The sequence below is a fragment of the Streptococcus oralis genome (assembly GCF_003943415.1).
Taxonomy (GTDB): Bacteria; Bacillota; Bacilli; order Lactobacillales; family Streptococcaceae; genus Streptococcus; species Streptococcus oralis_BJ.
In genome coordinates this window covers 286,511-307,287 of the sequence record NZ_RJPK01000002.1, presented here as the reverse complement: position 1 = coordinate 307,287, position 20,777 = coordinate 286,511, and the positions used below count along the sequence as shown (strand labels likewise).

The 20,777-nt window shown below is 40.5% G+C and carries 20 protein-coding genes; 10 read left to right on the top strand and 10 right to left on the bottom strand.

All coding sequences use genetic code 11. From position 1 onward, the window contains the following. Nucleotides 1-9 precede the first annotated feature (9 nt). The 6 genes from D8801_RS04210 (at nucleotide 10) to D8801_RS04185 (ending at nucleotide 5,835) form a co-directional block, all read left to right on the top strand. The gene (locus D8801_RS04210; protein ID WP_000818290.1) at nucleotides 10-930 is read left to right on the top strand and encodes a carbohydrate ABC transporter permease; all 921 of its coding nucleotides are present in this window, start codon (nucleotides 10-12) and stop codon (nucleotides 928-930) included. A 108-nt stretch (nucleotides 931-1,038) separates the two neighbouring features. Next, on the top strand, nucleotides 1,039-2,523 hold the full coding sequence (locus tag D8801_RS04205) for an ABC transporter substrate-binding protein (RefSeq protein ID WP_125848092.1): 1,485 nt from the start codon (nucleotides 1,039-1,041) through the stop codon (nucleotides 2,521-2,523). Between the two features lie 160 nt (nucleotides 2,524-2,683). Beyond that, nucleotides 2,684-3,373, top strand: a complete 690-nt coding sequence (locus tag D8801_RS04200) for a CPBP family intramembrane glutamic endopeptidase (RefSeq protein WP_125848090.1) — start codon at nucleotides 2,684-2,686, stop codon at nucleotides 3,371-3,373. Between the two features lie 66 nt (nucleotides 3,374-3,439). Further along, nucleotides 3,440-3,736, top strand: a complete 297-nt coding sequence (locus D8801_RS04195) for a bacteriocin immunity protein (protein WP_084925405.1) — start codon at nucleotides 3,440-3,442, stop codon at nucleotides 3,734-3,736. Nucleotides 3,737-3,867: 131 nt separating this feature from the next. After that, nucleotides 3,868-4,854: an oxygen-dependent tRNA uridine(34) hydroxylase TrhO gene (gene trhO / locus D8801_RS04190; RefSeq protein WP_038805892.1), complete on the top strand. Its 987-nt coding sequence runs from the start codon at nucleotides 3,868-3,870 to the stop codon at nucleotides 4,852-4,854. Between the two features lie 120 nt (nucleotides 4,855-4,974). Next, nucleotides 4,975-5,835 (top strand): DUF4299 family protein, encoded by an 861-nt coding sequence (locus D8801_RS04185; protein WP_125848085.1) that lies wholly within the window; start codon nucleotides 4,975-4,977, stop codon nucleotides 5,833-5,835. A gap of 62 nt (nucleotides 5,836-5,897) precedes the next feature. Here D8801_RS04185 and D8801_RS04180 read toward each other — a convergent pair whose 3' ends face one another. From D8801_RS04180 to D8801_RS04155, 6 genes are all read right to left on the bottom strand, one after another. After that, nucleotides 5,898-6,860 (bottom strand): DUF6574 domain-containing protein, encoded by a 963-nt coding sequence (locus D8801_RS04180; RefSeq protein ID WP_125848083.1) that lies wholly within the window; start codon nucleotides 6,858-6,860, stop codon nucleotides 5,898-5,900. A gap of 62 nt (nucleotides 6,861-6,922) precedes the next feature. Further along, on the bottom strand, nucleotides 6,923-7,855 hold the full coding sequence (locus D8801_RS04175; RefSeq protein ID WP_125848081.1) for a DUF4097 family beta strand repeat-containing protein: 933 nt from the start codon (nucleotides 7,853-7,855) through the stop codon (nucleotides 6,923-6,925). Continuing rightward, on the bottom strand, nucleotides 7,848-8,441 hold the full coding sequence (locus D8801_RS04170; RefSeq protein ID WP_125848079.1) for a DUF1700 domain-containing protein: 594 nt from the start codon (nucleotides 8,439-8,441) through the stop codon (nucleotides 7,848-7,850). The genes D8801_RS04175 and D8801_RS04170 overlap by 8 nt, the downstream gene beginning before the upstream one ends. Beyond that, nucleotides 8,428-8,754 (bottom strand): PadR family transcriptional regulator, encoded by a 327-nt coding sequence (locus D8801_RS04165; protein ID WP_000273860.1) that lies wholly within the window; start codon nucleotides 8,752-8,754, stop codon nucleotides 8,428-8,430. The genes D8801_RS04170 and D8801_RS04165 overlap by 14 nt, the downstream gene beginning before the upstream one ends. A 155-nt stretch (nucleotides 8,755-8,909) precedes the next feature. After that, nucleotides 8,910-11,009, bottom strand: coding sequence for a DUF2971 domain-containing protein (locus D8801_RS04160; RefSeq protein WP_125848077.1), 2,100 nt, complete (start codon nucleotides 11,007-11,009; stop codon nucleotides 8,910-8,912). Nucleotides 11,010-11,213: 204 nt separating this feature from the next. Next, on the bottom strand, nucleotides 11,214-12,380 hold the full coding sequence (locus D8801_RS04155) for a CynX/NimT family MFS transporter (protein WP_125848075.1): 1,167 nt from the start codon (nucleotides 12,378-12,380) through the stop codon (nucleotides 11,214-11,216). A gap of 222 nt (nucleotides 12,381-12,602) precedes the next feature. Between D8801_RS04155 and D8801_RS04150 the strand changes: the two genes are divergently transcribed. Beyond that, on the top strand, nucleotides 12,603-13,433 hold the full coding sequence (locus D8801_RS04150) for a glycosyltransferase (RefSeq protein ID WP_125848074.1): 831 nt from the start codon (nucleotides 12,603-12,605) through the stop codon (nucleotides 13,431-13,433). Nucleotides 13,434-13,515: 82 nt separating this feature from the next. Beyond that, nucleotides 13,516-15,366, top strand: a complete 1,851-nt coding sequence (locus D8801_RS04145; RefSeq protein ID WP_001035730.1) for a nucleoside-diphosphate sugar epimerase/dehydratase — start codon at nucleotides 13,516-13,518, stop codon at nucleotides 15,364-15,366. Between the two features lie 95 nt (nucleotides 15,367-15,461). Here D8801_RS04145 and D8801_RS04140 read toward each other — a convergent pair whose 3' ends face one another. The 3 genes from D8801_RS04140 to sdaAB are packed head-to-tail and all read right to left on the bottom strand — an operon-like array spanning nucleotide 15,462 to nucleotide 17,665. Then, nucleotides 15,462-16,091 (bottom strand): HAD hydrolase-like protein, encoded by a 630-nt coding sequence (locus D8801_RS04140; RefSeq protein WP_125848072.1) that lies wholly within the window; start codon nucleotides 16,089-16,091, stop codon nucleotides 15,462-15,464. Nucleotides 16,092-16,112: 21 nt separating this feature from the next. Continuing rightward, nucleotides 16,113-16,985 (bottom strand): L-serine ammonia-lyase, iron-sulfur-dependent, subunit alpha, encoded by an 873-nt coding sequence (gene sdaAA, locus D8801_RS04135; RefSeq protein WP_125848070.1) that lies wholly within the window; start codon nucleotides 16,983-16,985, stop codon nucleotides 16,113-16,115. An 8-nt stretch (nucleotides 16,986-16,993) separates the two neighbouring features. After that, complete coding sequence (gene sdaAB / locus D8801_RS04130; protein ID WP_038804696.1) at nucleotides 16,994-17,665, bottom strand: L-serine ammonia-lyase, iron-sulfur-dependent subunit beta; 672 nt, start codon at nucleotides 17,663-17,665, stop codon at nucleotides 16,994-16,996. A gap of 241 nt (nucleotides 17,666-17,906) precedes the next feature. Between sdaAB and apf the strand changes: the two genes are divergently transcribed. Further along, nucleotides 17,907-18,533 (top strand): aggregation-promoting factor, encoded by a 627-nt coding sequence (apf, locus tag D8801_RS04125; protein WP_125848068.1) that lies wholly within the window; start codon nucleotides 17,907-17,909, stop codon nucleotides 18,531-18,533. Nucleotides 18,534-18,590: 57 nt separating this feature from the next. Here apf and D8801_RS04120 read toward each other — a convergent pair whose 3' ends face one another. Beyond that, the gene (locus D8801_RS04120) at nucleotides 18,591-19,454 is read right to left on the bottom strand and encodes a helix-turn-helix domain-containing protein (protein ID WP_125848066.1); all 864 of its coding nucleotides are present in this window, start codon (nucleotides 19,452-19,454) and stop codon (nucleotides 18,591-18,593) included. A gap of 157 nt (nucleotides 19,455-19,611) precedes the next feature. Here D8801_RS04120 and D8801_RS04115 point away from each other — a divergent pair, with 157 nt between their 5' ends. After that, the gene (locus D8801_RS04115) at nucleotides 19,612-20,340 is read left to right on the top strand and encodes a hypothetical protein (RefSeq protein ID WP_185758494.1); all 729 of its coding nucleotides are present in this window, start codon (nucleotides 19,612-19,614) and stop codon (nucleotides 20,338-20,340) included. Nucleotides 20,341-20,777 lie beyond the last annotated feature (437 nt).

The following is a 20,777-nucleotide window of genomic DNA, read 5'->3' as shown; positions in this document are numbered from 1 at the left end:
GAGGAAAGCATGGCAGAAAAAATTAAAAAAGCAAAAATTGACAATGTCGGCATTCACTCCTTTAGTAAGAAGGCAGATATCTTCTTCAGTATTATTTCTGGATTGATTGCTCTCTCTTGTATCTTGCCCTTTATCTTTGTCATCATGATTTCCATCACAGATGAAAAGAGCATCCTTCAACATGGATATAGCTTTTTCCCATCACAGTTTGGATTAGATGGTTTCGAGTTTTTGGCTCAGTTTAAAGATAAGATATTACAAGCGCTCTTTATCTCAGTATTTGTAACAGTAGTTGGAACTTTGACAAACGTCTTTATCACCACAACTTATGCCTATGCCATTTCACGGACAACCTTTAAGTACCGCAGATTCTTTACGATTTTCGTCCTACTTAGTATGTTGTTCAATGCTGGTTTGGTACCAGGTTATATCGTGGTCACTCGTTTGCTTCAACTGGGTGATACCGTTTGGGCCTTGATTGTTCCAATGCTCCTCTCACCATTTAACATCATCTTGATGCGTTCCTTCTTCAAGAAGACCATTCCAGAAGCCATTCTCGAGTCCGCTCGTATCGATGGTGCTAGTGAAGCCCGGATCTTCTTCCAAATCTGTTTACCATTGTCGCTACCAGGTATTGCAACCATCACGCTTTTGACAGCTCTTGGTTTCTGGAACGACTGGTTCAACGCCCTTCTTTACATCAAGAGTGACAACTTGTATCCATTACAGTATTTGCTCATGCAAATCCAACAAAATATGGACTACATCGCCAAAGCAGTCGGTCTATCTGGCCAACTGGGAGTTGCTCTACCGAAAGAAACAGGTCGTATGGCAATGGTTGTTGTTGCAACCCTTCCAATCGCGATTCTGTATCCATTCTTCCAACGCTACTTTGTTAAAGGCTTGACCATCGGTGGTGTGAAAGAATAGCACTTGCTGAGAAACACTGTTTCTCCCTTCCCAACTTCATCTTAGTGACTGAAGTTACAAATTATTAAATCGTTTATAAGTTTAAAAATAAAAAAAGGAGTTTTTATCATGAAAAACTGGAAAAAATATGCTTTTGCATCTGCTAGCGTAGTGGCTTTGGCTGCAAGCCTTGCTGCTTGTGGAAACCTTTCAGGTAACAACAAAAAAGCTGCTGACTCAGCTTCAGGTGACAAACCTGTTCTTAAAATGTACCAAATCGGTGACAAACCAGACAACTTGGATGAATTGCTAGAAAATGCCAACAAAATCATCGAAGAAAAAGTTGGTGCTAAATTGGATATCCAATACCTTGGATGGGGTGACTACGGTAAGAAAATGTCAGTTATCACATCATCAGGTGAAAACTACGATATTGCCTTTGCAGATAACTATGTTGTAAATGCTCAAAAAGGTGCTTACGCTGACTTGACAGAATTGTACAAGAAAGAAGGAGCAGAGCTTTACAAAGCACTTGACCCAGCTTACATCAAAGGGAACACTGTAAACGGCAAGATCTACGCTGTTCCAGTTGCAGCTAACGTTGCATCATCTCAGAACTTTGCCTTTAACGGCGCTCTTCTTGCCAAATATGGCATTGACATTTCAGGTGTCACTTCATACGAAACACTTGAACCAGTCTTGAAACAAATTAAAGAGAAAGCTCCGGACGTAGTACCATTTGCGGTTACGAAGAACTTTATTCCATCTGATAACTTTGACTACCCAGTACCAAATGGACTTCCATTCGTTATCGACCTTGAAGGAGACACTACTAAGATCGTAAACCGTTACGAAGTACCTCGTTTCAAAGAACACTTGAAGACTCTTCACAAATTCTATGAAGCTGGATACATTCCAAAAGACGTAGCAACAAGCGACACTTCATTTGACCTTCAACAAGATACTTGGTTCGTTCGTGAAGAAACAGTAGGACCAGCCGACTACGGTAACAGCTTGCTCTCACGTGTTGCTAACAAAGATATCCAAATCAAACCAATCACTAACTTTATCAAGAAAAACCAAACAACTCAAGTTGCTAACTTTGTCATCTCAAACAACTCTAAGAACAAAGAAAAATCAATGGAAGTGTTGAACCTCTTGAACACTAACCCTGAACTCTTGAATGGACTTGTTTACGGTCCAGAAGGCAAGAACTGGGAGAAAATTGAAGGTAAAGAAAACCGTGTACGTGTCCTTGAAGGATACAAAGGAAACACTCACATGGGTGGATGGAACACTGGTAACAACTGGATCCTTTACATCAACGAAAACGTTACAGACCAACAAATCGAAGATTCTAAGAAACAATTGGCAGAAGCTAAAGAATCTCCAGCGCTTGGATTCATCTTTAACACTGATAGCGTGAAATCTGAAATCTCTGCAATCACTAACACAATGCAACAATTCGATACAGCTATCAACACTGGTACTGTAGACCCAGATAAAGCGATTCCAGAATTGATGGAAAAACTGAAATCTGAAGGTGCATACCAAAAAGTATTGGATGAAATGCAAAAACAATACGACGAATTCTTGAAAAGCAAAAAATCATAAGATCGATTGATTTCGTGTATTCATTCCTAATTCCTAAAAATGTGATCACTGCCTTCCTTAGTTCTCTAGGGGAGGTAGTGATTTTTAGGATGTAAAAATGAAAAGAGTAGTTCTAAGAGTTTTGGCGATGTGATACACATACATCTATAGGGGATTTATTATGAAAAAATATCGTCTTCTTTTCAAAATGAGTGCTGTCTTCTCTTACCTATTTTTCGTATTTGGCCTTTCCCAGCTGACGCTTATTGTCCAAAACTATTGGCAATTTTCTTCCCAGATTGGCAATTTCTTCTGGATTCAAAATATCTTGAGTTTGCTATTTAGCGGAGTCATGATTTGGATTCTGCTTAAGACAGGCCATGGTTATCTCTTTCGCATTCCAAGAAAAAAATGGCTTTGGTATTCGATTTTGACAGTATTAGTGGTAGTGTTCCAGATCTCTTTTAACGTTCAGACAGCTAAACATGTTCAGTCAACTGCGGAAGGTTGGGCTGTATTGATTGGTTATAGTGGGACTAACTTTGCAGAGCTAGGTATTTATATAGCCCTGTTCTTTCTGGTTCCACTGATGGAAGAGTTAATCTATAGAGGATTACTGCAACACGCTTTCTTTAAGCATTCGCGATTTGGTCTTGATTTGCTTCTTCCTTCTATTTTATTTGCTCTCCCTCATTTTTCAAGCCTGCCTAGTCTGTTAGATATCTTCGTCTTTGCAACAGTTGGAATCATCTTTGCTGGTTTGACCCGCTATACCAAGAGCATTTATCCATCCTATGCGGTGCATGTGGTTAATAATATTTTCGCAACATTACCATTTTTGCTGACTTTTTTACATAGGGTGTTTGGGTAAAATACTGGCGCGAGTTAGGAATTATAGTGTTTCAATTTATAAGCGAATTTCAGGAGGGAAATGAGTATGACACCATTAAAATGGTTTGCAGGAGGAAGCGAAAGACGTTGTGAAGCCATGATGATCATTGATCATCTACTGGAAGATATAAAGGATGAGCCTCAACTTACTCCCTTGAAAAATCAGTTAGTGATTTATAAAAGACGACTAAGGGACGATGGGACCTCTGTTCCATTTATATTGAGCCAAATGAATGTTGACCTTTCGCGTGTATTGATTGAAAACAAGCTGGGTTTGTCAGAAAGTCAAGCCGAGCAGATCAAAAAATTGAGAGAATTATCTGCGATTCGGTATGGTTACTGATGAAGTGCAGTGGCAGGTCTCTCTATATAATTTCCGGTCAAATAAATTGCATTCGTTTTCCCAAGTGGGTATACTAGTATAGTTAGATGAAAAATTCTGAAAATTTAAGAATAGAAAAGAGAACAAATCTTATGGCAAAAGATATTCGTGTCTTACTTTACTACCTTTATACTCCAATTGAAAATGCAGAGCAATTTGCTGCAGATCACTTGGCTTTCTGTAAATCAATCGGCCTTAAAGGTCGTATCCTAGTCGCTGACGAGGGAATCAACGGAACCGTTTCAGGTGACTACGAAACAACTCAAAAATACATGGACTACGTTCACAGCCTCCCAGGAATGGAAGACCTCTGGTTCAAGATTGACGAAGAAAGTGAACAAGCCTTCAAGAAGATGTTTGTTCGCTACAAGAAAGAAATTGTCCACCTTGGTTTGGAAGACAACGACTTTGACAACGACATCAACCCACTTGAAACGACGGGTGCTTACTTGTCTCCAAAAGAGTTCAAAGAGGCCCTTCTTGACGAAGATACAGTGGTTCTTGACACACGTAACGATTATGAGTACGACCTAGGACATTTCCGTGGGGCTATCCGCCCAGACATCCGCAACTTCCGTGAGTTGCCACAATGGGTCCGTGACAACAAGGAAAAATTCATGGACAAGCGTGTTGTGGTTTACTGTACAGGTGGCGTTCGCTGTGAGAAATTCTCAGGCTGGATGGTTCGTGAAGGTTACAAAGATGTCGGCCAATTGCACGGAGGAATCGCAACCTACGGTAAAGACCCAGAAGTTCAAGGAGAGCTTTGGGATGGGAAAATGTACGTCTTTGACGAGCGTATCGCAGTCGATGTCAACCATGTTAATCCAACCATCGTAGGGAAAGACTGGTTTGATGGAACACCATGTGAACGCTATGTCAACTGTGGAAATCCCTTCTGTAACCGTCGCATCCTAACATCAGAAGAAAATGAAGATAAGTACCTTCGTGGATGCTCGCACGAGTGTCGTGTTCACCCACGCAACCGCTATGTTTCAGAAAATGAATTGACACAAGCAGAAGTTGTGGAGCGCTTAGCTGCTATCGGTGAAAGCTTGGATCAGGTCGCTTCAGTATAAAGTAAACAGCCTTCAGGGGCTGTTTTTCTATGCTTTTTATCTAAAAATCTAAAGTTTGTTTCTGTATCTTTCAGGAAAATAGGTTATACTATGTGTAAACGATTTCAAAGGAGGCCAGTTATGGCGAAAACATTTTTTATCCCAAATAAAGAAAGCATTCTAGGACAACAGGAGGTCTTGACTGCCAAGTCTATCTTAGCCTTGGTAGAGGGCTTGGAGTCACACAGTTATGATGCGGTCTATCTCCGTCAGCCCCTCAATCGTCTCGAGTATATCGAGTGTGGGATTGTAGGTCAGTCGCAATTTCTCTTTAAAGTGAACTATGCGGATAGCCGAAAAGGTTATCAAGTGGTGATTCCAGATTTCCTTACTAGAGCGGACTGGGAGATTGTAGAGACTCTCCTCCAGGCTCTATCTGGCAAGTTGGGGGAAGCGGTAGAAGGGCTAGAAGACTTTGACTTTGAAGCTTATTTCCGACAAACGGTCAAGCAATATTTAGCGGATAAGGCGGTTCGTTTAGTCTATTGCCAAGGGCTCTTGTCCCCTATCTATTTCAACAAGGAATACCTCGAAAGCTTTTTGGCTGAGGATGGATTGGCACGTTTTGAAGAACTGGTCAAGAAGGTTCAAGGCTCTGATGCCTACCTTGCTAGTGTGAAATTTTACCCAGATGCCCAAGGCAAGGTGCACGGTATCTATCACCTGGCCCAGGGAGTCAAGACGATTTTGCCAAAGGAATCCTTTGTACCAGCTCCTTATACCAAGCAGCTGGCGGGCAAGGAGCTTGTTTGGGAGATTGACCTAGTGAAGATTTCTGGTGATGGCTCAAAAGCAGAAGACTATGAAGCCATCGCTCGCTTGGATTATGAAAAATTCCTAGAGTCACTACCAAAAGCATTTTACCAGCAATTAGATGCTAATCAATTAGAAGTACAACCCATCCTAGGACAAGACTTTGAAGGATTGGCAACCATCAAGTAGACATTTTTCAAAAAAGAGTAAGCATAAAAATCCCTGTCATTAACAAATGACAGGGATTTTGGTTAAAAGAATGTCAGGATGCGAAGGTAGTCCACTGTCAGCGCTAACTCTGCAATGAAGAAGGGCAAGAGAATGGCGCCATCAAGTAAGACAGCTAGCAAGAATCGATAAAATGGGTCGAGGCTACTGGTCTTACTTGGCTTGCTAATCACAAAGAGATTGCCGAGGGCAAAGATGGCCATGCTTAGAAGAGTGAGGATGCCAGCAAATCGTAAGCCGCCAAAGAGTGCAAAGAAGCTTGCTAGAGCTGTTAGGACAAGTGGGATAGCAAAGAGTCTGCTATACCGATCAAAGGCTTCTTGGAATGTGAAGTCACTCTCCTGGTCCAGCACACGTCGGACAGTAAAGCCTCCCAAAATGATGGAAAAGTAAAACAGAGCGCTAGCGACCAAGATAGAAAGTCCAGCAAAGAGATCTAAAGGTGGGAGCTGGTTAGGAGAACTATTAGCAATAGAAATCATATAGCCATAGTAGAGGTGCTTGATATGATAGATACTAAAGAAAAGGTTAATCGAGGACAGAAGAGTGAGCAGGGCAAAGACACTGTAACGATGCTTTTGATCTGTAGTCTTGCTAGCAGTTGGTTCTTGGATAGCATCCAGTAGCCAAGTCCAAAATAGTGCGATTTCTTCTTTTAATCGGGCAGTTTTACGAGGGTCAATATCTGGGATATAGGGGCTCTCTAAAGCTTTGCTGAGGATGCTTTTCTCTTTTACAGAGGTTTCTTGGTTGCGTTCCTCTTCAGCTTTCCCTTCTCCCTCTTCCTCGGTTTGGGTTTCTTCTATCGTTTCGGGAGCTTCCTCCTCATGCCTTTCCGACTCTTTAGATAAGATAGGAGTTTCTTCGCTTGCTTGTAGTTCGGTCTCTACAGTTTCCGAAGTCTCTGGTTGGTCGGGCTGGATTTCCGATTTCGTCTGAGCTGATTTCTTCTCAAGATCGGCGCTTTCAAACCATTCTTGTGTCATGGTGGAACCTCCTTTTTTATGGTCGTTTTCTATTTTTAGATTAGCAGATGAAAGCGTTTTTGTCAATGATTGCTAGGTGGAGCAGAGTACTCTTCTTCCTTGGGGAGGTAGATATCCTGATTGGCTTTTATGACGAGCAGGTCCTTGACATCTGTTTTTTCTGTTTTATAAGGATTGGCAAGTTCATTCTCTTTTTGTTTAGGATGTTCTCTTTGTGCTTTACGATAAACACCGCCGTGCTTAGAAGAAATATCTAAATTGATACGATCGAATTCTGTCTTAGAAAGAAAGAGTGTTAAGTCGTTATGAGAGTCTAGCTCTACCTTACCGCGGATCTTGATATTTTCAGCATAGATGTGTCCGCCCTCCGTCTTGACCTGGCTATCTGTCAATTCTGTATCAAAAATATTGATAATACTAGGTGTCGTTAGTGTACTGTTCTTGATGGAGCTTTCTGCTATTCTTAAGTGGTAGCCTTTTGTTTTGATTGTCGCATTTTCAAGGGTGGCTTGACGGATGGAGGTCTGTCCACGATTGGCTGAGACGGTAATAGCTTGCAGCTTTCTTCCTTTAGGTAGGGAGAGAACGACTTCGTCAAAACGATTAGAATAGTTGCTAGCGATACGAAGTAGGCCTTCGATTCCTGAACCGAGAAAACGATGTTGGGAGGCTTGTTTGTCAGTGATGCTCAGTGTTTTGTCACTCATGCCAGTAGTCAGATCATGACGACCAGACACCGACGGATGATAGGTGATGTGGATCTTGTCATCTACAGATTCTGTGATGGTTAGGCTGTGCTCCTCGAGGGCCAGATCAAGTTTTTCCACTTCATTTCCAAAGGTCACTTCTTCGACACGATTGTCATAGATGGGGTCTTTTGACATGGCAAGTAAACTTTGAATACCATTGGACTGGGCACCTGCAATGATCATGATAAAACCAAGGATTGTAGAAACCACACCAAAAATGAGAAATCCTTTCGTCAATTTACGCATGTCTGTCACCTCTCTTTCCTTTTTTAAGAATCCATTGCACCAAACGGACGACCAGGAGGCCAAAGAAACGAGCTACATAGGAGATACCTAGTAGAACAAGAGAAGAAGCACCGATAGCAAGCAAACCAGCCCCGAAAATCAAGATAAAGGCAGATTTGGCTTCGACTAGAACACTAAAGCTCTCTACGATAAAGAGTCCGCCCAGCAGGATACCTGTCACAGAGACGGTAAAGAAGGCTAGAATGACGGAGGCAGCTGCGATAAAAAGCCCGATGATGGCCATGAGGATGCCGATCCCGACCGGAATTCCGATAGGGGCTGCTAGTAAGGCAAGTAGGGCAATGTGTAGCAGTTGGCGGTCATTCTTTTGAGCAGGGCCTTCATTGACTTTCTTGTCTAGGAGGTTAGAGAGGATATCATGAGCCGCTTCTTTTGGTGTTCCTAGACTTGCAATGAGCTCCTCTTCGCCCTCTGGACCTGCATCGTCAAATAGTTCCTTAAAGTAGTCCATAGCTTCGATGCGGTCAGCTTCAGGCAGTTTATGGAGATAGGTTTCTAACTGAGTCAGATAGTCAGTTCTTGTCATGGCGGATACTCCCTTCTATGATGCCGTTGACGGTGTCGGTATAGAGCGTCCACTCTTCCTTTAGAGTAACGAGCTGCTCTACGCCCCGATTGGTCAAGGAGTAGTATTTGCGCATACGCCCCTGAAACTCTCTAGAGTAGGTGGTGAGAAAGCCACTGGCTTCCAATTTTTTGAGAATGGGATAGAGCGTAGATTCTTTGATATTGGCGATGAGCTTAATTGTTTGGCTAATCTCATAACCATAAGAATCCCCCTGCTCCAGTACAGCCAAGATGAGAAACTCGATCAAGGCAGAGGATGTTGGGAAGTACATGGGAAACCTCCTTTATATTATATAAAAATTTTATATATACTCTTTTCAAATATATTGTATCTCAATATGAAAGCCCTGTCAAGAAATATGTGTAAAAATTTTATATATAAAAAACTCCTAGTAAAAACTAGAAGTTTAGAGGATGTTGTCAGCCTTTATCTAAATTTTATCGTAGATTTCTTATACTTAATTTCCTTATCCAAAAGTTTCAATAAAGGAGTAACATATTCAGGGTTTGGAAACTTAGGACCGAAAATGACTTCACCGATTTGAATTGAATTTTCACGTTCTACATAAAGTTTGCCTATCCCAGAGGTTTTATCAATTTTGATTTTATCATTACTTGGATCTAGATTAGCATAGCGTAAGATACGCAGTTCGTTTTCATATTTGTAATCGACAGATTTAAATAAGTAACGAATTTCTTCGATACAGTCAGAAATCGCTTTTTGATAAAAATCATCTCCTTTGTTCAAATCCTTATCTATTTTTTCCTTTAAAACTTCCAAGAATTCTTCTAATTTTTTGATTTCATCGTCGTTGAAGAGTTCCGTTTTTTCTATGCTAAACTTACCACCTGAGGCATTGACATAGGCTATTCGGTAGAGATAATCTACATTTCCTTTTGAACCATTACCTTTTTCTTCAGAACTCGGTTCAATTCCTTCATCATTAACAGTATCGACGGAATCCTCACTCTCACTCCGAAAGATAGATTTTTCTAAACCACTATTTAATTCAGATTTCATTAAATACATCTTATCAGAAAATTCTAAAGAGATTTTTTCTTGACGCCAAGAAACATCATTAAAGGATGAAAATCTAGAAAAGTCACCCTCCCGAAGCACAATACAAACACCTTTGGCATCATCACCATACTGGGACCACATGGCCAAATCATCCGTTCTAATCGTAAAGCTCATTAAAAACCATGAACTTGGCTCCAAAGCATCTCGTCTATCTAAACCCAAGATCTTTTCTATGATGATACCTTCTTCAGGATCATTCATATAATTAGCGTTATTCAAACGAGTTTTTCCAGATATGGAAAAACTTGATTCCTCCCTCTGATCCTGATCCAACAAAATTTGAAGTACTTTTCCTTTAGTGTAATGACCAAACTTTATATTTTCCTTTTTATCTTCGTCTTTTAGCCCAAGTTGATACTTAATTTTTTGAACAAGTTGATAAATTGATAGCAAGTTCTTTAGTTCACTAGAGTCTTCTTTATAACGCTCTGCCCATGTTTGTAAAATAGCATATTTAGTATTCTTTAAAAGACCTTCTCTTAGGATAAAGTTGAATAGCATGTACTCCTCGCTGTCACAAACATTCTCATTACTAAAAAATAGATTATCAAAATTTTGTATCATAAATTCGGAAAATTTATGATAGAGTTTTTTAATTATTTTTGTGGTTTGAAGACGTTCACTCAACTCTGTTTGATGATTAAATAAGCTTGCTAAGAACATACCATATATAAAAGCGATTTCTTCAGATTCTTGGAGTTGTGGTTGCAAGTCTTGTAACTTTTTAGCAGTAGCTTCGATTTCCTTCAACCCAGTCTGCTTGGTTGATAAAATGAACAAAATCATGGCATACAGCGAAGCTATATAAGGCGAATCCTGGAATTGTTGCTGTAATTTCTCTAATTTTTCGACAGTAGCCTCGATTTCCTTTAACTCAGTCTGTACGGTTGACAAATTGAACAAAATCACGGCATACGGCAAAGCTATATCAGGCGAATCCTGGAATTGTTGCTGTAATTTCTCTAATTTTTCAGCAGTGGTCTCTAGTTCCTTCAACTCAGTCTGTTCGGTTGATAAATAACCCAAAATTCTAGCATAGTGCAAAGCTATATCAGGTGATTCCTGGAATTGTTGCTGTAATTTCTCTAATTTTTCGACAGTAGTCTCTAGTTCCTTCAACCCAGTCTGCTTGGTTGATAAATTAACCAAAATCATGGCATACGGCAAAGTTATATCAGGCGAATCCTGGAATTGTTGCCGTAATTTCCCTAATTTTTCGACAGTAGCTTCGATTTCCTTCAACTCAGTTTGCTTGGTTGATAAATTAACCAGAATCATGGCATACCGCAATGCAATGTCTTCTGATTCAGGATGTTCCTCATAAATTATTCTTGCTTTTTCTGCTAGAGTTTCACAGGCAGTCTTATCTGTCTCCTTGGCTGATAAGTCAAGGAGTTTATCTAACTCTGCTAAACTTTGATCCAAATTGTATTTCTGTTCATCCATTCTATGTACCTCGCTTGAAATAGTAGCTATCTTATAAGCTAATTTATTTTTCGTATGACAATTAGTTTCTATACATTTTATTATATCAAAAATACTATCTTTCTGCTAACAGATGAATGGTGCTTTTTGTTGCTAGAAACGCCTAAAAAGCCAGACAGAGTCTGGCTTTTGCATTGTTTATATTTGAGAAGTAGTTTAGAATAATTAAAGGATTTTATCCGCTCGATCCACCATAAAAAGTGAGACCGTCATGATGATGTCAACAGCTAGAAGAGCAAGGACAGCTGGGATCCAAGATTGGAAAAGTTCAAAACTGTAACCAAACAAGGTAGGACCAAAGGCCGCCAAGATGTACCCACCTGTCTGCGCCAGTCCTGATAGCTGGGCAGTCTTTTCAGGAGAACTGGTTTTAAGAGAGAAGCAAACCATGAGGTAGGGGAAGAGGGCACTGCAGGCCGTTCCAATCAAGAGGTGGACGACTAACCAGTAGAGGAAATTATTGGTTGGATACAAGAGCATGGCAATTCCTGTCATCCCAGCGATAGAGATAATTGCCAGCATGATTCGACGGTGACCATCTGACAGACGAGTCGTCAGACTTGGAACAGTCATCGAAAAAGGAATGCTGATCAGAGAGAAAATAGAAGCAAGGAGAGCCGCATCACTATTAGAAATACCAGCACTAACAGCCATAGTTGGTAACCAGGTCATACTCGTATAAAAGAGCAAGGATTGAAGCCCGCCAAAGATAATGATAGCCCAGACAGATTTGTTTTTTAGAATATTCTCTTTCGATTTCTTTTCTTGCTGTCCTTCTAGATAGTGGTTGTGGCGATGATTTGGCAACCAGACTAGCAGAGTGACCAGACAGAGAAAGCTGAGGACGAGGATGAGGCCCTTCCACGAACTAGCTTGGGTGATAGGGACGGATAGATAAGAAGCGATGGCCGTTGAAACACCCATGGCAGTGACATAGAGCGTTGTTAGGAGACTGATTTTTTGAGGCTGATTTGCCTGTATCATACTTGGGAGGAGTACATTGAAAATGGCGATGCTCGCTCCGATGATCAGAGTTCCTAGATAGAGAAGGGGAAGATTGAAAATCCGAATGACAGAGCCAATAGTTAAGAGGAGGAGACAGTAAGTAAAGAGATGCTCCAACCCGATTTTTTGTGCCAAGCGACTCGCAAAAGCTGAGAAAAGAGCAAACATCAAGAGAGGGAGACTGGTTAAAATCCCGAGAGAGCTAACCTCCACTCCTAGTCCCTGAGCGATATCTCCTAAAATGGTTGGAAGAGCAGTAAAAGGAGAGCGTAAAACAGTCCCGATTAAGACAATTCCTAGAACGAAAAAGAGTGATTGTTTTTTCATAAAAACCTCGATAGGATGATTTTAATAACAGCTTATTTTAAGGTTTTTTTCTTATAATGTCAAGGAGAGGACTGCTAAGAAAGCTAGAACGATTTAACTGAAGATAGAGTGAAAAGGGACGGATTTCTTTACCAGAATTTTTCTTGATTTGAGATAAAAATAGGAAACTAGGGAATTTTGTGATAAAATAGTGGAAGGAAATCTATAAATTGGAGAAAAACTGTGTCTGAAAAGCAAAAAATCAGCGTCTTGATGTCGGTCTATGTAAAGGAAAATCCGACGTTTTTAAGAGATGCTATCAAGAGTATTCAAAACCAGACCTTGAAACCAAGTGAGCTTGTTCTTGTTGAGGACGGGCCGCTCACGCCCGAACTCTATCAGGTGCTAGATGAAGTGGAAGCGCAGTCAGAGATTCCAGTTAAGCGTTGCCCCTTAGAAGAAAATCAAGGTTTGGGTTTGGCTCTTCGATACGGTGTTTTACAGTGTCAGTACGATATCATCGCTCGAATGGATACAGATGATATAGCGGTAGCTGACCGCTTTGAAAAGCAAATCCAACTAATGGAAGAGGAAAATCTGGACCTCTTAGGTGGACATATTGCAGAATTTATTGACAATCCTGACGAGATTGTTTCTTACCGTCGTGTCCCAACTCGGCACGCAGATATTGTGGCTTACCAAAGAATGAGAAGTGCCTTCAATCACATGACTGTCATGTTCAAGAAGGATATGGTTCTCAAGGCAGGTAACTATGAAGACGGACTTTATATGGAAGACGACCTCCTCTGGCTCAATATGATTGCCGCAGGTGCCAAGACTGGAAACCTGGATCAAATCTTGTGCAAAGTTCGTGTCGGTGCAGGGATGTTTGAACGTCGTGGTGGTTTGCGCTACCTCAAACTCTATCGCCAGGCTCGTCAGCGCATGCTTGAAAGAGGGCAAATTTCCTACATGGAATATGCGAAAAGCATTGCCATTCAGGCGGTTGTGGCACTTTGTCCAGGTTTTGTACGTCAGTTTATCTTTGTCAAACTTCTAAGAAAAAGCAAATAAGCCTCGGGTTGAGTATGATGAAACGAGGCATATTATGATGAAAACAGCTTTATCCGACTCTTTTAAGGGGGAGTAAACTTCTATGAATAAAAAACTAACAGATTATGTGATTGATCTGGTTGAAATTTTAAATAAACAGCAAAAGCAGGTGTTCTGGGGGGTATTTGATATTATTAGTATGGTGGTTTCCATCATCGTGTCTTACATTCTCTTTTATGGCTTGATTAACCCAGCGCCTGTGGACTATGTTATCTATACTGGTTTGGCTTTCCTCTTCTATCAAATCATGATTGGATTTTGGGGGCTCAATGCGAGTATTAGTCGCTATAGTAAAATCACAGATTTCTTAAAAATCTTTTTTGGCGTAACCGTCAGCAGCATTGTCTCTTACGGACTTTGCTACGCTTTTCTTCCTCTATTTTCTATCCGATTCATCATACTCTTTATCTTATTGAGTACTTTCCTGATCTTACTCCCTCGTATTACTTGGCAGTTGATTTATTCTAAGCGCAAGCAGGGTAGTGGGGAGGGCGAACACCGCCGTACCTTCTTGATTGGTGCTGGTGATGGTGGGGCCCTCTTTATGAACAGCTACCAACACCCAACTAGTGACCTTGAGTTAGTGGGAATTTTGGATAATGATGAGAAGAAAAAGGGACAAAAACTAGGTGGAATTTCCGTTTTGGGTTCTTATGATAATCTGCCTGAATTGGCCAAACGTCACCAAATCGAGCGCGTCATCGTAGCCATCCCTTCGCTTGATCCGTCAGAGTACGAACGTATCCTGCAGATGTGTAATAAACTCGGTATCAAATGTTACAAGATGCCCAAGGTTGAGACAGTTGTTCAGGGACTTCACCAACCAGGTAGCGGTTTCCAGAAGATTGATATAACAGACCTTTTGGGTCGTCAGGAAATTCGTCTCGACGAATCCCGTCTTGGTGCAGAGCTTACAGGCAAGACCATCTTGGTGACAGGAGCCGGCGGTTCGATTGGTTCGGAGATTTGTCGTCAGGTCAGCCGCTTTAATCCTGAACGCGTGATTTTGCTTGGACATGGCGAAAATTCCATCTACCTCGTTTATCATGAATTGATCCGTACATTCCAAGGGATTGATTATGTTCCTGTTATTGCAGATATTCAGGACTATGACCGTCTTCTACAAGTGTTTGAACAGTACAAACCAGCCATTGTCTACCATGCTGCCGCTCACAAACACGTTCCGATGATGGAACGCAATCCAAAAGAAGCCTTTAAGAACAATATCCTAGGAACCTATAATGTTGCCAAGGCTGTTGATGCAGCCAAAGTACCTAAGATGGTCATGATTTCGACTGACAAGGCGGTCAATCCACCGAATGTTATGGGTGCAACCAAGCGCGTGGCAGAGTTGATTGTCACTGGCTTTAACCAACGTAGCAAATCAACCTACTGTGCAGTCCGTTTTGGGAATGTTCTCGGTAGCCGTGGTAGCGTGATTCCTGTCTTTGAACGCCAGATTGCTGAAGGTGGCCCTGTAACGGTGACAGACTTCCGTATGACACGTTACTTCATGACCATTCCAGAAGCCAGCCGTCTAGTAATCCATGCTGGCGCTTATGCCAAGGATGGAGAAGTCTTTATCCTTGATATGGGCAAACCAGTCAAGATCTATGACTTGGCTAAGAAAATGGTGCTTCTAAGCGGACACACAGAAAGTGAAATTCCAATCGTTGAGGTCGGTATTCGTCCGGGTGAAAAACTCTATGAGGAACTCTTGGTTTCGACCGAATTGGTTGATAACCAAGTCATGGACAAGATTTTCGTTGGTAAGGTAAATGTCATGCCTCTAGAAGCTATCAATCAGAAAATTGAGGAGTTCCGTTCACTCAGTGGAGATGAGCTTAAAGAAGCGATCATTTCCTTTGCAAATGAAACAACTCATATTGAGTAAGAGTGACTCATACAATTAAACATAAATCAAAGACCAAGGTTTTGTATAGACAGAACCTTGGTCTTTTTACTCTGTAGTTTGAAGCTATTAGCTTGTTATAGCTGACTGATGATATCATCGATTGTATGGGCAATCCAGTCAGGATGATAGCTAAGTAAATCAGCTTCTTCTCCAAATCCCCAAGTGACAGCAAACTTTTTAATGCCAGTTTCTTGGGCTCCGATCATATCAAACTTGGTGTCGCCAATGATGAGGACTTGGTCTGCGGGGAGTTGATGTGTCTGCAAGGCATAACGGATGACATCCGCCTTGTGTGGTGTTTCAGGACTAGAACCGTAAATGCCGTTAAAGAAATGATGAATTCCCAGATTTTTAGTCATATCATGAGCAGTAGGAGTATTCTTTGTTGTGGTGATATAGAGAGGATAGGTTTGTGAGAGTTCTTGAAGCAATTCGGTCATTCGAGGAAAGAGTTGCGCTTCGTGGATCCCTTTTTTCTTGTAGTAAGAACGGTAGGTTTGAACAGCTTCCGAGATTTGCTCCTTTGGGAGACAAGTTGCAAAACTAGTTTCAAGCGGTGGACCCATGAAACCACGAATTGTTTTAGCATCAGGAGTCGGAACTCCCAGTTGTTCAAAGGTATGAGTAAAGGAATTGTGGATTCCGATGGAACTATCAACGAGGGTTCCGTCTAGATCGAAAAAGATGGCTGAGATTGATGACATAGTTTCTCCTTTTAGATAAGGTTATTCTCCGAAGATTTCTTTTTGTAGGCGACGGCCAGTAGGGGTGGCAGCGAGTCCACCCTCAGCCGTTTCACGAAAGGCAGTTGGGAGGCTCGATCCGACTTGGTACATGGCATCGATGACTTCGTCAACAGGGATCTTAGACTCAATACCTGCCAAGGCCATATCTGCCGCGATAAAGGCAAAGCTAGCCCCCATGGCATTTCGTTTGACACAAGGAACTTCAACCAAACCAGCGACGGGGTCACAGATGAGACCTAGCATATTTTTAATGACAAAAGCGATGGCTTGGCTAGCTTGATAGGGGGTTCCACCTGCAGCCAAGGTCAAGGCTGCGGCACTCATGGCAGAGGCAGAGCCAACTTCGGCCTGGCAGCCACCTTCAGCACCTGAAATAGAAGCGTTGTTTGCGATAACCAATCCAAAGGCACCCGCAGCAAAGAGGAAATCCAGCTGTTCTTCGTGGCTGAGGTCAAGTTTTTGAATAGCTGCAGTAAGAACGGCAGGCAGACAGCCAGCACTTCCTGCGGTTGGAGTGGCGCAGACCAAGCCCATTTTAGCGTTGTGTTCATTGACCGCGATGGCATTTCGGGCAGCTGATAGGATGATAAAGTCAGACAAGGCCTTGCCACTTTTGAGATGGCGATCTAGCTTGGCTGCATCGCCACCCGTTAGGCCACTACGGGATTTGTTTTCACTAAGACCGAGCTCAACAGAGGCTTTCATGACTTCTAGATTGCGCTCCATGAGGAGGAGAACTTCTGCACGTTCCCGGCCGGTCAGTTCATATTCTGTCGCGATCATGAGTTCTGCGACATTTCCTTGGAAGTCTAGATCTGCTTGCTCAACCAATTCTTTGATAGAATAAAACATGTTTCCTCCTACTTAAAGAAATTGACATTGTGGAGATGGGGGATTTTTCGGATTTCTTCAATCGCCTCCTCACAACTTCGACTATCAACTTCAATAATCATGATGGCTTTTTCTCCAGCTTTTTCCCGAGTCACATTCATCTGAGCGATGTTAATATCGAAACGAGAGAGGGCTTCAGTAACATGGGCAATCATCCCCGGAACATCCTGATGCACGATGATGATGGTCGGGGTATTCATGTTGAGAGAAACGGCAAAACCATTAAGTTCCGTAACTTGGATATTTCCCCCACCAATAGAAATCCCCGTCACACTAATGGATTTGTGTTCATTCTTCACAGTAATTTTAGTGGTGTTAGGGTGAGGAGCGTTGCTGTCTTTCTGAATGGTCCAGACAATCTTGATACCACGCTTATGGGCAATCTCAAGGCTATTGGGAATGTCGGGATCGTCCGTATCCATGCCTAAAATACCTGCAACGAGAGCTAGGTCAGTCCCGTGGCCACGGTAGGTCTTGGCAAATGAATTAAATAGTTGGAATTCCACCTCTGTCGGTCTATCACCAAAGATAGAAGACACGATTTTTCCGATACGAACCGCCCCAGCTGTATGACTACTTGATGGGCCAATCATGACAGGGCCGATGATATCAAAGACAGATTGAAAACGAAGTGAGTGCATCTGTTTCCCCTTACAAAGATTCTTGTTTCTATTATATCAAAGAATGAAGTTCTGTGCTTATTTCCCTTATCAAAAGCTTAAAATGATTAAAGATAGTATAAAATAAGGTCTTTTGTGACAAAAACCTCCTTAAAACGGTAAATATAAAACATTTTTGTAATATTTCTATATAAAACCGTTAAACAACGGTAACATTTAAAAGGTATCATAGATATATACAATGGAAGGAGAATTTTTAGATATGTCATTAATAACTAAAAAAATTAAAACAACTATCGCAGGAGTAGCAGCTTTACTTGCTTTCTTTGCTCCAGCTCTTGCATCTGCACAAGAAACTGTAACTTACACAGTTAAATCAGGTGATACTCTTTCAGAAATCGCTGAGAAGTACAACACAACTGTTGAAAAATTGGCAGCAAAAAATAACATCAAAGATATTCACCTGATCTTTGTGGACCAAGTTTTGGTCATCGAAGGAACAGCTCCAGCTGCGACAACTTATGAAGCACCAGCTGCAACAGGAGAAACAATCGAAGAGGCTACGACTTACGAAGAAATAACTGAAACAACAACTTACGAAGCACCAGCTGCTACAACAAGCACTTCTTATGAAGAAGAAAGCTACACAGCTTCAACTGTAAGCGGCTCTGAAGCAGAAGCCAAAGAGTGGATCGCTCAAAAAGAATCAGGTGGTAGCTACACAGCTACAAACGGACGTTACATCGGACGTTACCAATTGACAGATTCATACTTGAACGGTGACTACTCAGCTGAAAACCAAGAACGTGTAGCAGATGCCTACGTTGCAGGACGTTACGGTTCATGGACTGCTGCTAAGAACTTCTGGCTTAACAACGGTTGGTATTAAGAACTAACTAACAGAAACAGAATAAGAAGTAAAAGTCGAGGAATTTCCTCGACTTTTTTATATTTCCTTCGGTTGATGATAGGTCTCTACTTCTTTTTTGAGATGAGATAGCATGGAGGTCTCATCGGTTAGCTTCAGAAGGGAGAAACCTTTTTGGATAAGTTTAGAATCATCCGTACAAATCCCAATACGGACATAGCAGATAGCAAGCCTATCGTAGTTTTTCTTGTTCTTGGCATCCTCCAGTAAAGTGTAGCAGATTTGTTGGCACATGTTTTTATCTTGATTGTATAAGTAAATGGTGGAGAGGTTGAGTAGGATTGCCATTCGCAAGTCATATAAATGTTGATAGTTTTTATAGATTTCCAGGCGTTGCAAGATTTTTTCAGTGATAAGATGGATATGTTCTATAGGAAAGGTAAAGAGAATGGTATTGAGGATTTTTAAGTCATTCTCGTACCAAGTGTCCTGCTTTTCTATTTTCTTCCACAGCTTCTTTACAGTATTGTTAACTTCGGTTGACAGCTTTTTAGTCCCATTTTGGCGGATATAGATAACAATTTCTAGCATATCTCGTATCTCTTTGATAGGGAGATCGTGGTGGATCTTGAGGTAGTCTTGACATTTTTGAAATAGTTTTTCGAGTTCACTAGTCCCTAGGATTGAGCTCATATTGAGATAGGTTTGCATAATTTCTGTGCGTTGACTTGGTTGATAAAGTTGACAGATATAGTCAAACTCTTCAAAGGTCATATTGACTTGCTGGAGAAGAAACTCCATATTCTCATATTTAGGAGTTGTTTTCCCGCTTTCGATTTTTGATAGGCTGGTTCTTGAGAGAATATCCCCACAGACCTTCTCTTGGGTCAACCCTTTTGACTCACGGATTTCTTTATAAACATTTCCAAAATCGTAGCGCATGATTTTCTCCTTATTTGTGAAAAAAGTTAACAATAAATTGAAATTGATTAAAAATATTGTATCATAGTAGTATAAAAAGTAAAAAAGAAATCTAAAATAAATCTGTGAAAAAGGTTGACATAGTTTAAAAATGGAACCAAAGATAAGAGGAAAAAGGATGAGTAGTGTAGATAAAATTCGTAAAATACACATTATCGTATGTTGGATGTATATATTTTTATCATTCAAGGGGATTATAAATGACACGGAGTATTTTTTGCTTATTTTTTTAGCTTTTATCTACTCAATAGTATCACTGCCTCTATATTCTGTGAAAAATAAAATAGCATCTATCTGTCTAGCCATAAATTCGGTTCTGTTAATGAGTTTCCCAATTTTAATCAATAAATTTTTCCCAGAAAGTTTTTTCACTTATATCGTATTAATAAGTGTTTTTATCCTAGAGTTAGCAATCTTTCATTTAATTGGTAAAGATTTTGATACTAAATTGACTAACGAATATAAAAAAATTAGTCAGTTCAAAAGCAAGGTGTCTCAATCTCCTCGGATAAAATACTTAGAGATTTCTAGTTTCATATTAACCATATTTCCATTTATTCTTCATGGTACAGTTGATAATCATGTACTGACTCTTATCTTTTTGATAAAAATTTGTGTAGATACTACGATAAAATTTTTATTCATCAGATTATTTGACACAAGTACTTTAATGAAGAGGAGAATATTTTTTCTTTTCGCATTGGATGTTATAGTTTACTTGTTTTTAGGATATCTTTTAGTGATTCAAAAAGCAGGCTATTTGTTTTCAGTTTTACTTCTTTTCTCTAATTTTTCAGTTCCATTTATCAAAGAAAAGGAATACGAATTATTTAAAAATAGTAATTAATAGAAACATAGGTTAAGTCTTAGAATAGCTTAAAATCAGATATGATAAAGGGAAATAGTCTTATCTAGGGAACTAAGTGCTATAAACACAGTCGACGATCACTTATTAGGAATACATTTTAATTAGGCTTAATAAGAATGGAGAAATCCTATGGAGAACGTATGACTCTTAAGCTTCAAATACCTTAGTTCTCGTGATTTTTGAGCTATTCTAGCTTTAGAATCCTTCAGAACGTAAAATTTTAAGCAGTCAAAGACCTAGAATACTCATAAAACATTTATTTTATAGCAATTCTAAGTTTAGAATTGCATGGATATATATGTATTTGAGCGGTTCGATAGTTTGGACAGCTCTATTCTGAGAAATCTGAGCTATCAATGCTTTAGAATAGTATTTCGCCAATGGTTTTTATTGAAGGATTGCTTATTTTATGCTAC

Bases quoted from the DNA above. Each gene is read 5' to 3' on its own strand.
- D8801_RS04140 (WP_125848072.1), bottom strand. From the start codon at position 16,091: ATGTCATCAATCTCAGCCATCTTTTTCGATCTAGACGGAACCCTCGTT.
- sdaAB (WP_038804696.1), bottom strand. From the start codon at position 17,665: ATGCACTCACTTCGTTTTCAATCTGTCTTTGATATCATCGGCCCTGTC.
- D8801_RS04185 (WP_125848085.1), top strand. From the start codon at position 4,975: ATGGCGAAAACATTTTTTATCCCAAATAAAGAAAGCATTCTAGGACAA.
- D8801_RS04195 (WP_084925405.1), top strand. From the start codon at position 3,440: ATGACACCATTAAAATGGTTTGCAGGAGGAAGCGAAAGACGTTGTGAA.
- D8801_RS04180 (WP_125848083.1), bottom strand. From the start codon at position 6,860: ATGACACAAGAATGGTTTGAAAGCGCCGATCTTGAGAAGAAATCAGCT.
- sdaAA (WP_125848070.1), bottom strand. From the start codon at position 16,985: ATGTTTTATTCTATCAAAGAATTGGTTGAGCAAGCAGATCTAGACTTC.
- D8801_RS04205 (WP_125848092.1), top strand. From the start codon at position 1,039: ATGAAAAACTGGAAAAAATATGCTTTTGCATCTGCTAGCGTAGTGGCT.
- apf (WP_125848068.1), top strand. From the start codon at position 17,907: ATGTCATTAATAACTAAAAAAATTAAAACAACTATCGCAGGAGTAGCA.
- D8801_RS04175 (WP_125848081.1), bottom strand. From the start codon at position 7,855: ATGCGTAAATTGACGAAAGGATTTCTCATTTTTGGTGTGGTTTCTACA.
- D8801_RS04170 (WP_125848079.1), bottom strand. From the start codon at position 8,441: ATGACAAGAACTGACTATCTGACTCAGTTAGAAACCTATCTCCATAAA.
- D8801_RS04115 (WP_185758494.1), top strand. From the start codon at position 19,612: ATGAGTAGTGTAGATAAAATTCGTAAAATACACATTATCGTATGTTGG.
- D8801_RS04120 (WP_125848066.1), bottom strand. From the start codon at position 19,454: ATGCGCTACGATTTTGGAAATGTTTATAAAGAAATCCGTGAGTCAAAA.
- D8801_RS04145 (WP_001035730.1), top strand. From the start codon at position 13,516: ATGAATAAAAAACTAACAGATTATGTGATTGATCTGGTTGAAATTTTA.
- D8801_RS04200 (WP_125848090.1), top strand. From the start codon at position 2,684: ATGAAAAAATATCGTCTTCTTTTCAAAATGAGTGCTGTCTTCTCTTAC.
- D8801_RS04160 (WP_125848077.1), bottom strand. From the start codon at position 11,009: ATGGATGAACAGAAATACAATTTGGATCAAAGTTTAGCAGAGTTAGAT.
- D8801_RS04155 (WP_125848075.1), bottom strand. From the start codon at position 12,380: ATGAAAAAACAATCACTCTTTTTCGTTCTAGGAATTGTCTTAATCGGG.
- trhO (WP_038805892.1), top strand. From the start codon at position 3,868: ATGGCAAAAGATATTCGTGTCTTACTTTACTACCTTTATACTCCAATT.
- D8801_RS04210 (WP_000818290.1), top strand. From the start codon at position 10: ATGGCAGAAAAAATTAAAAAAGCAAAAATTGACAATGTCGGCATTCAC.
- D8801_RS04165 (WP_000273860.1), bottom strand. From the start codon at position 8,754: ATGTACTTCCCAACATCCTCTGCCTTGATCGAGTTTCTCATCTTGGCT.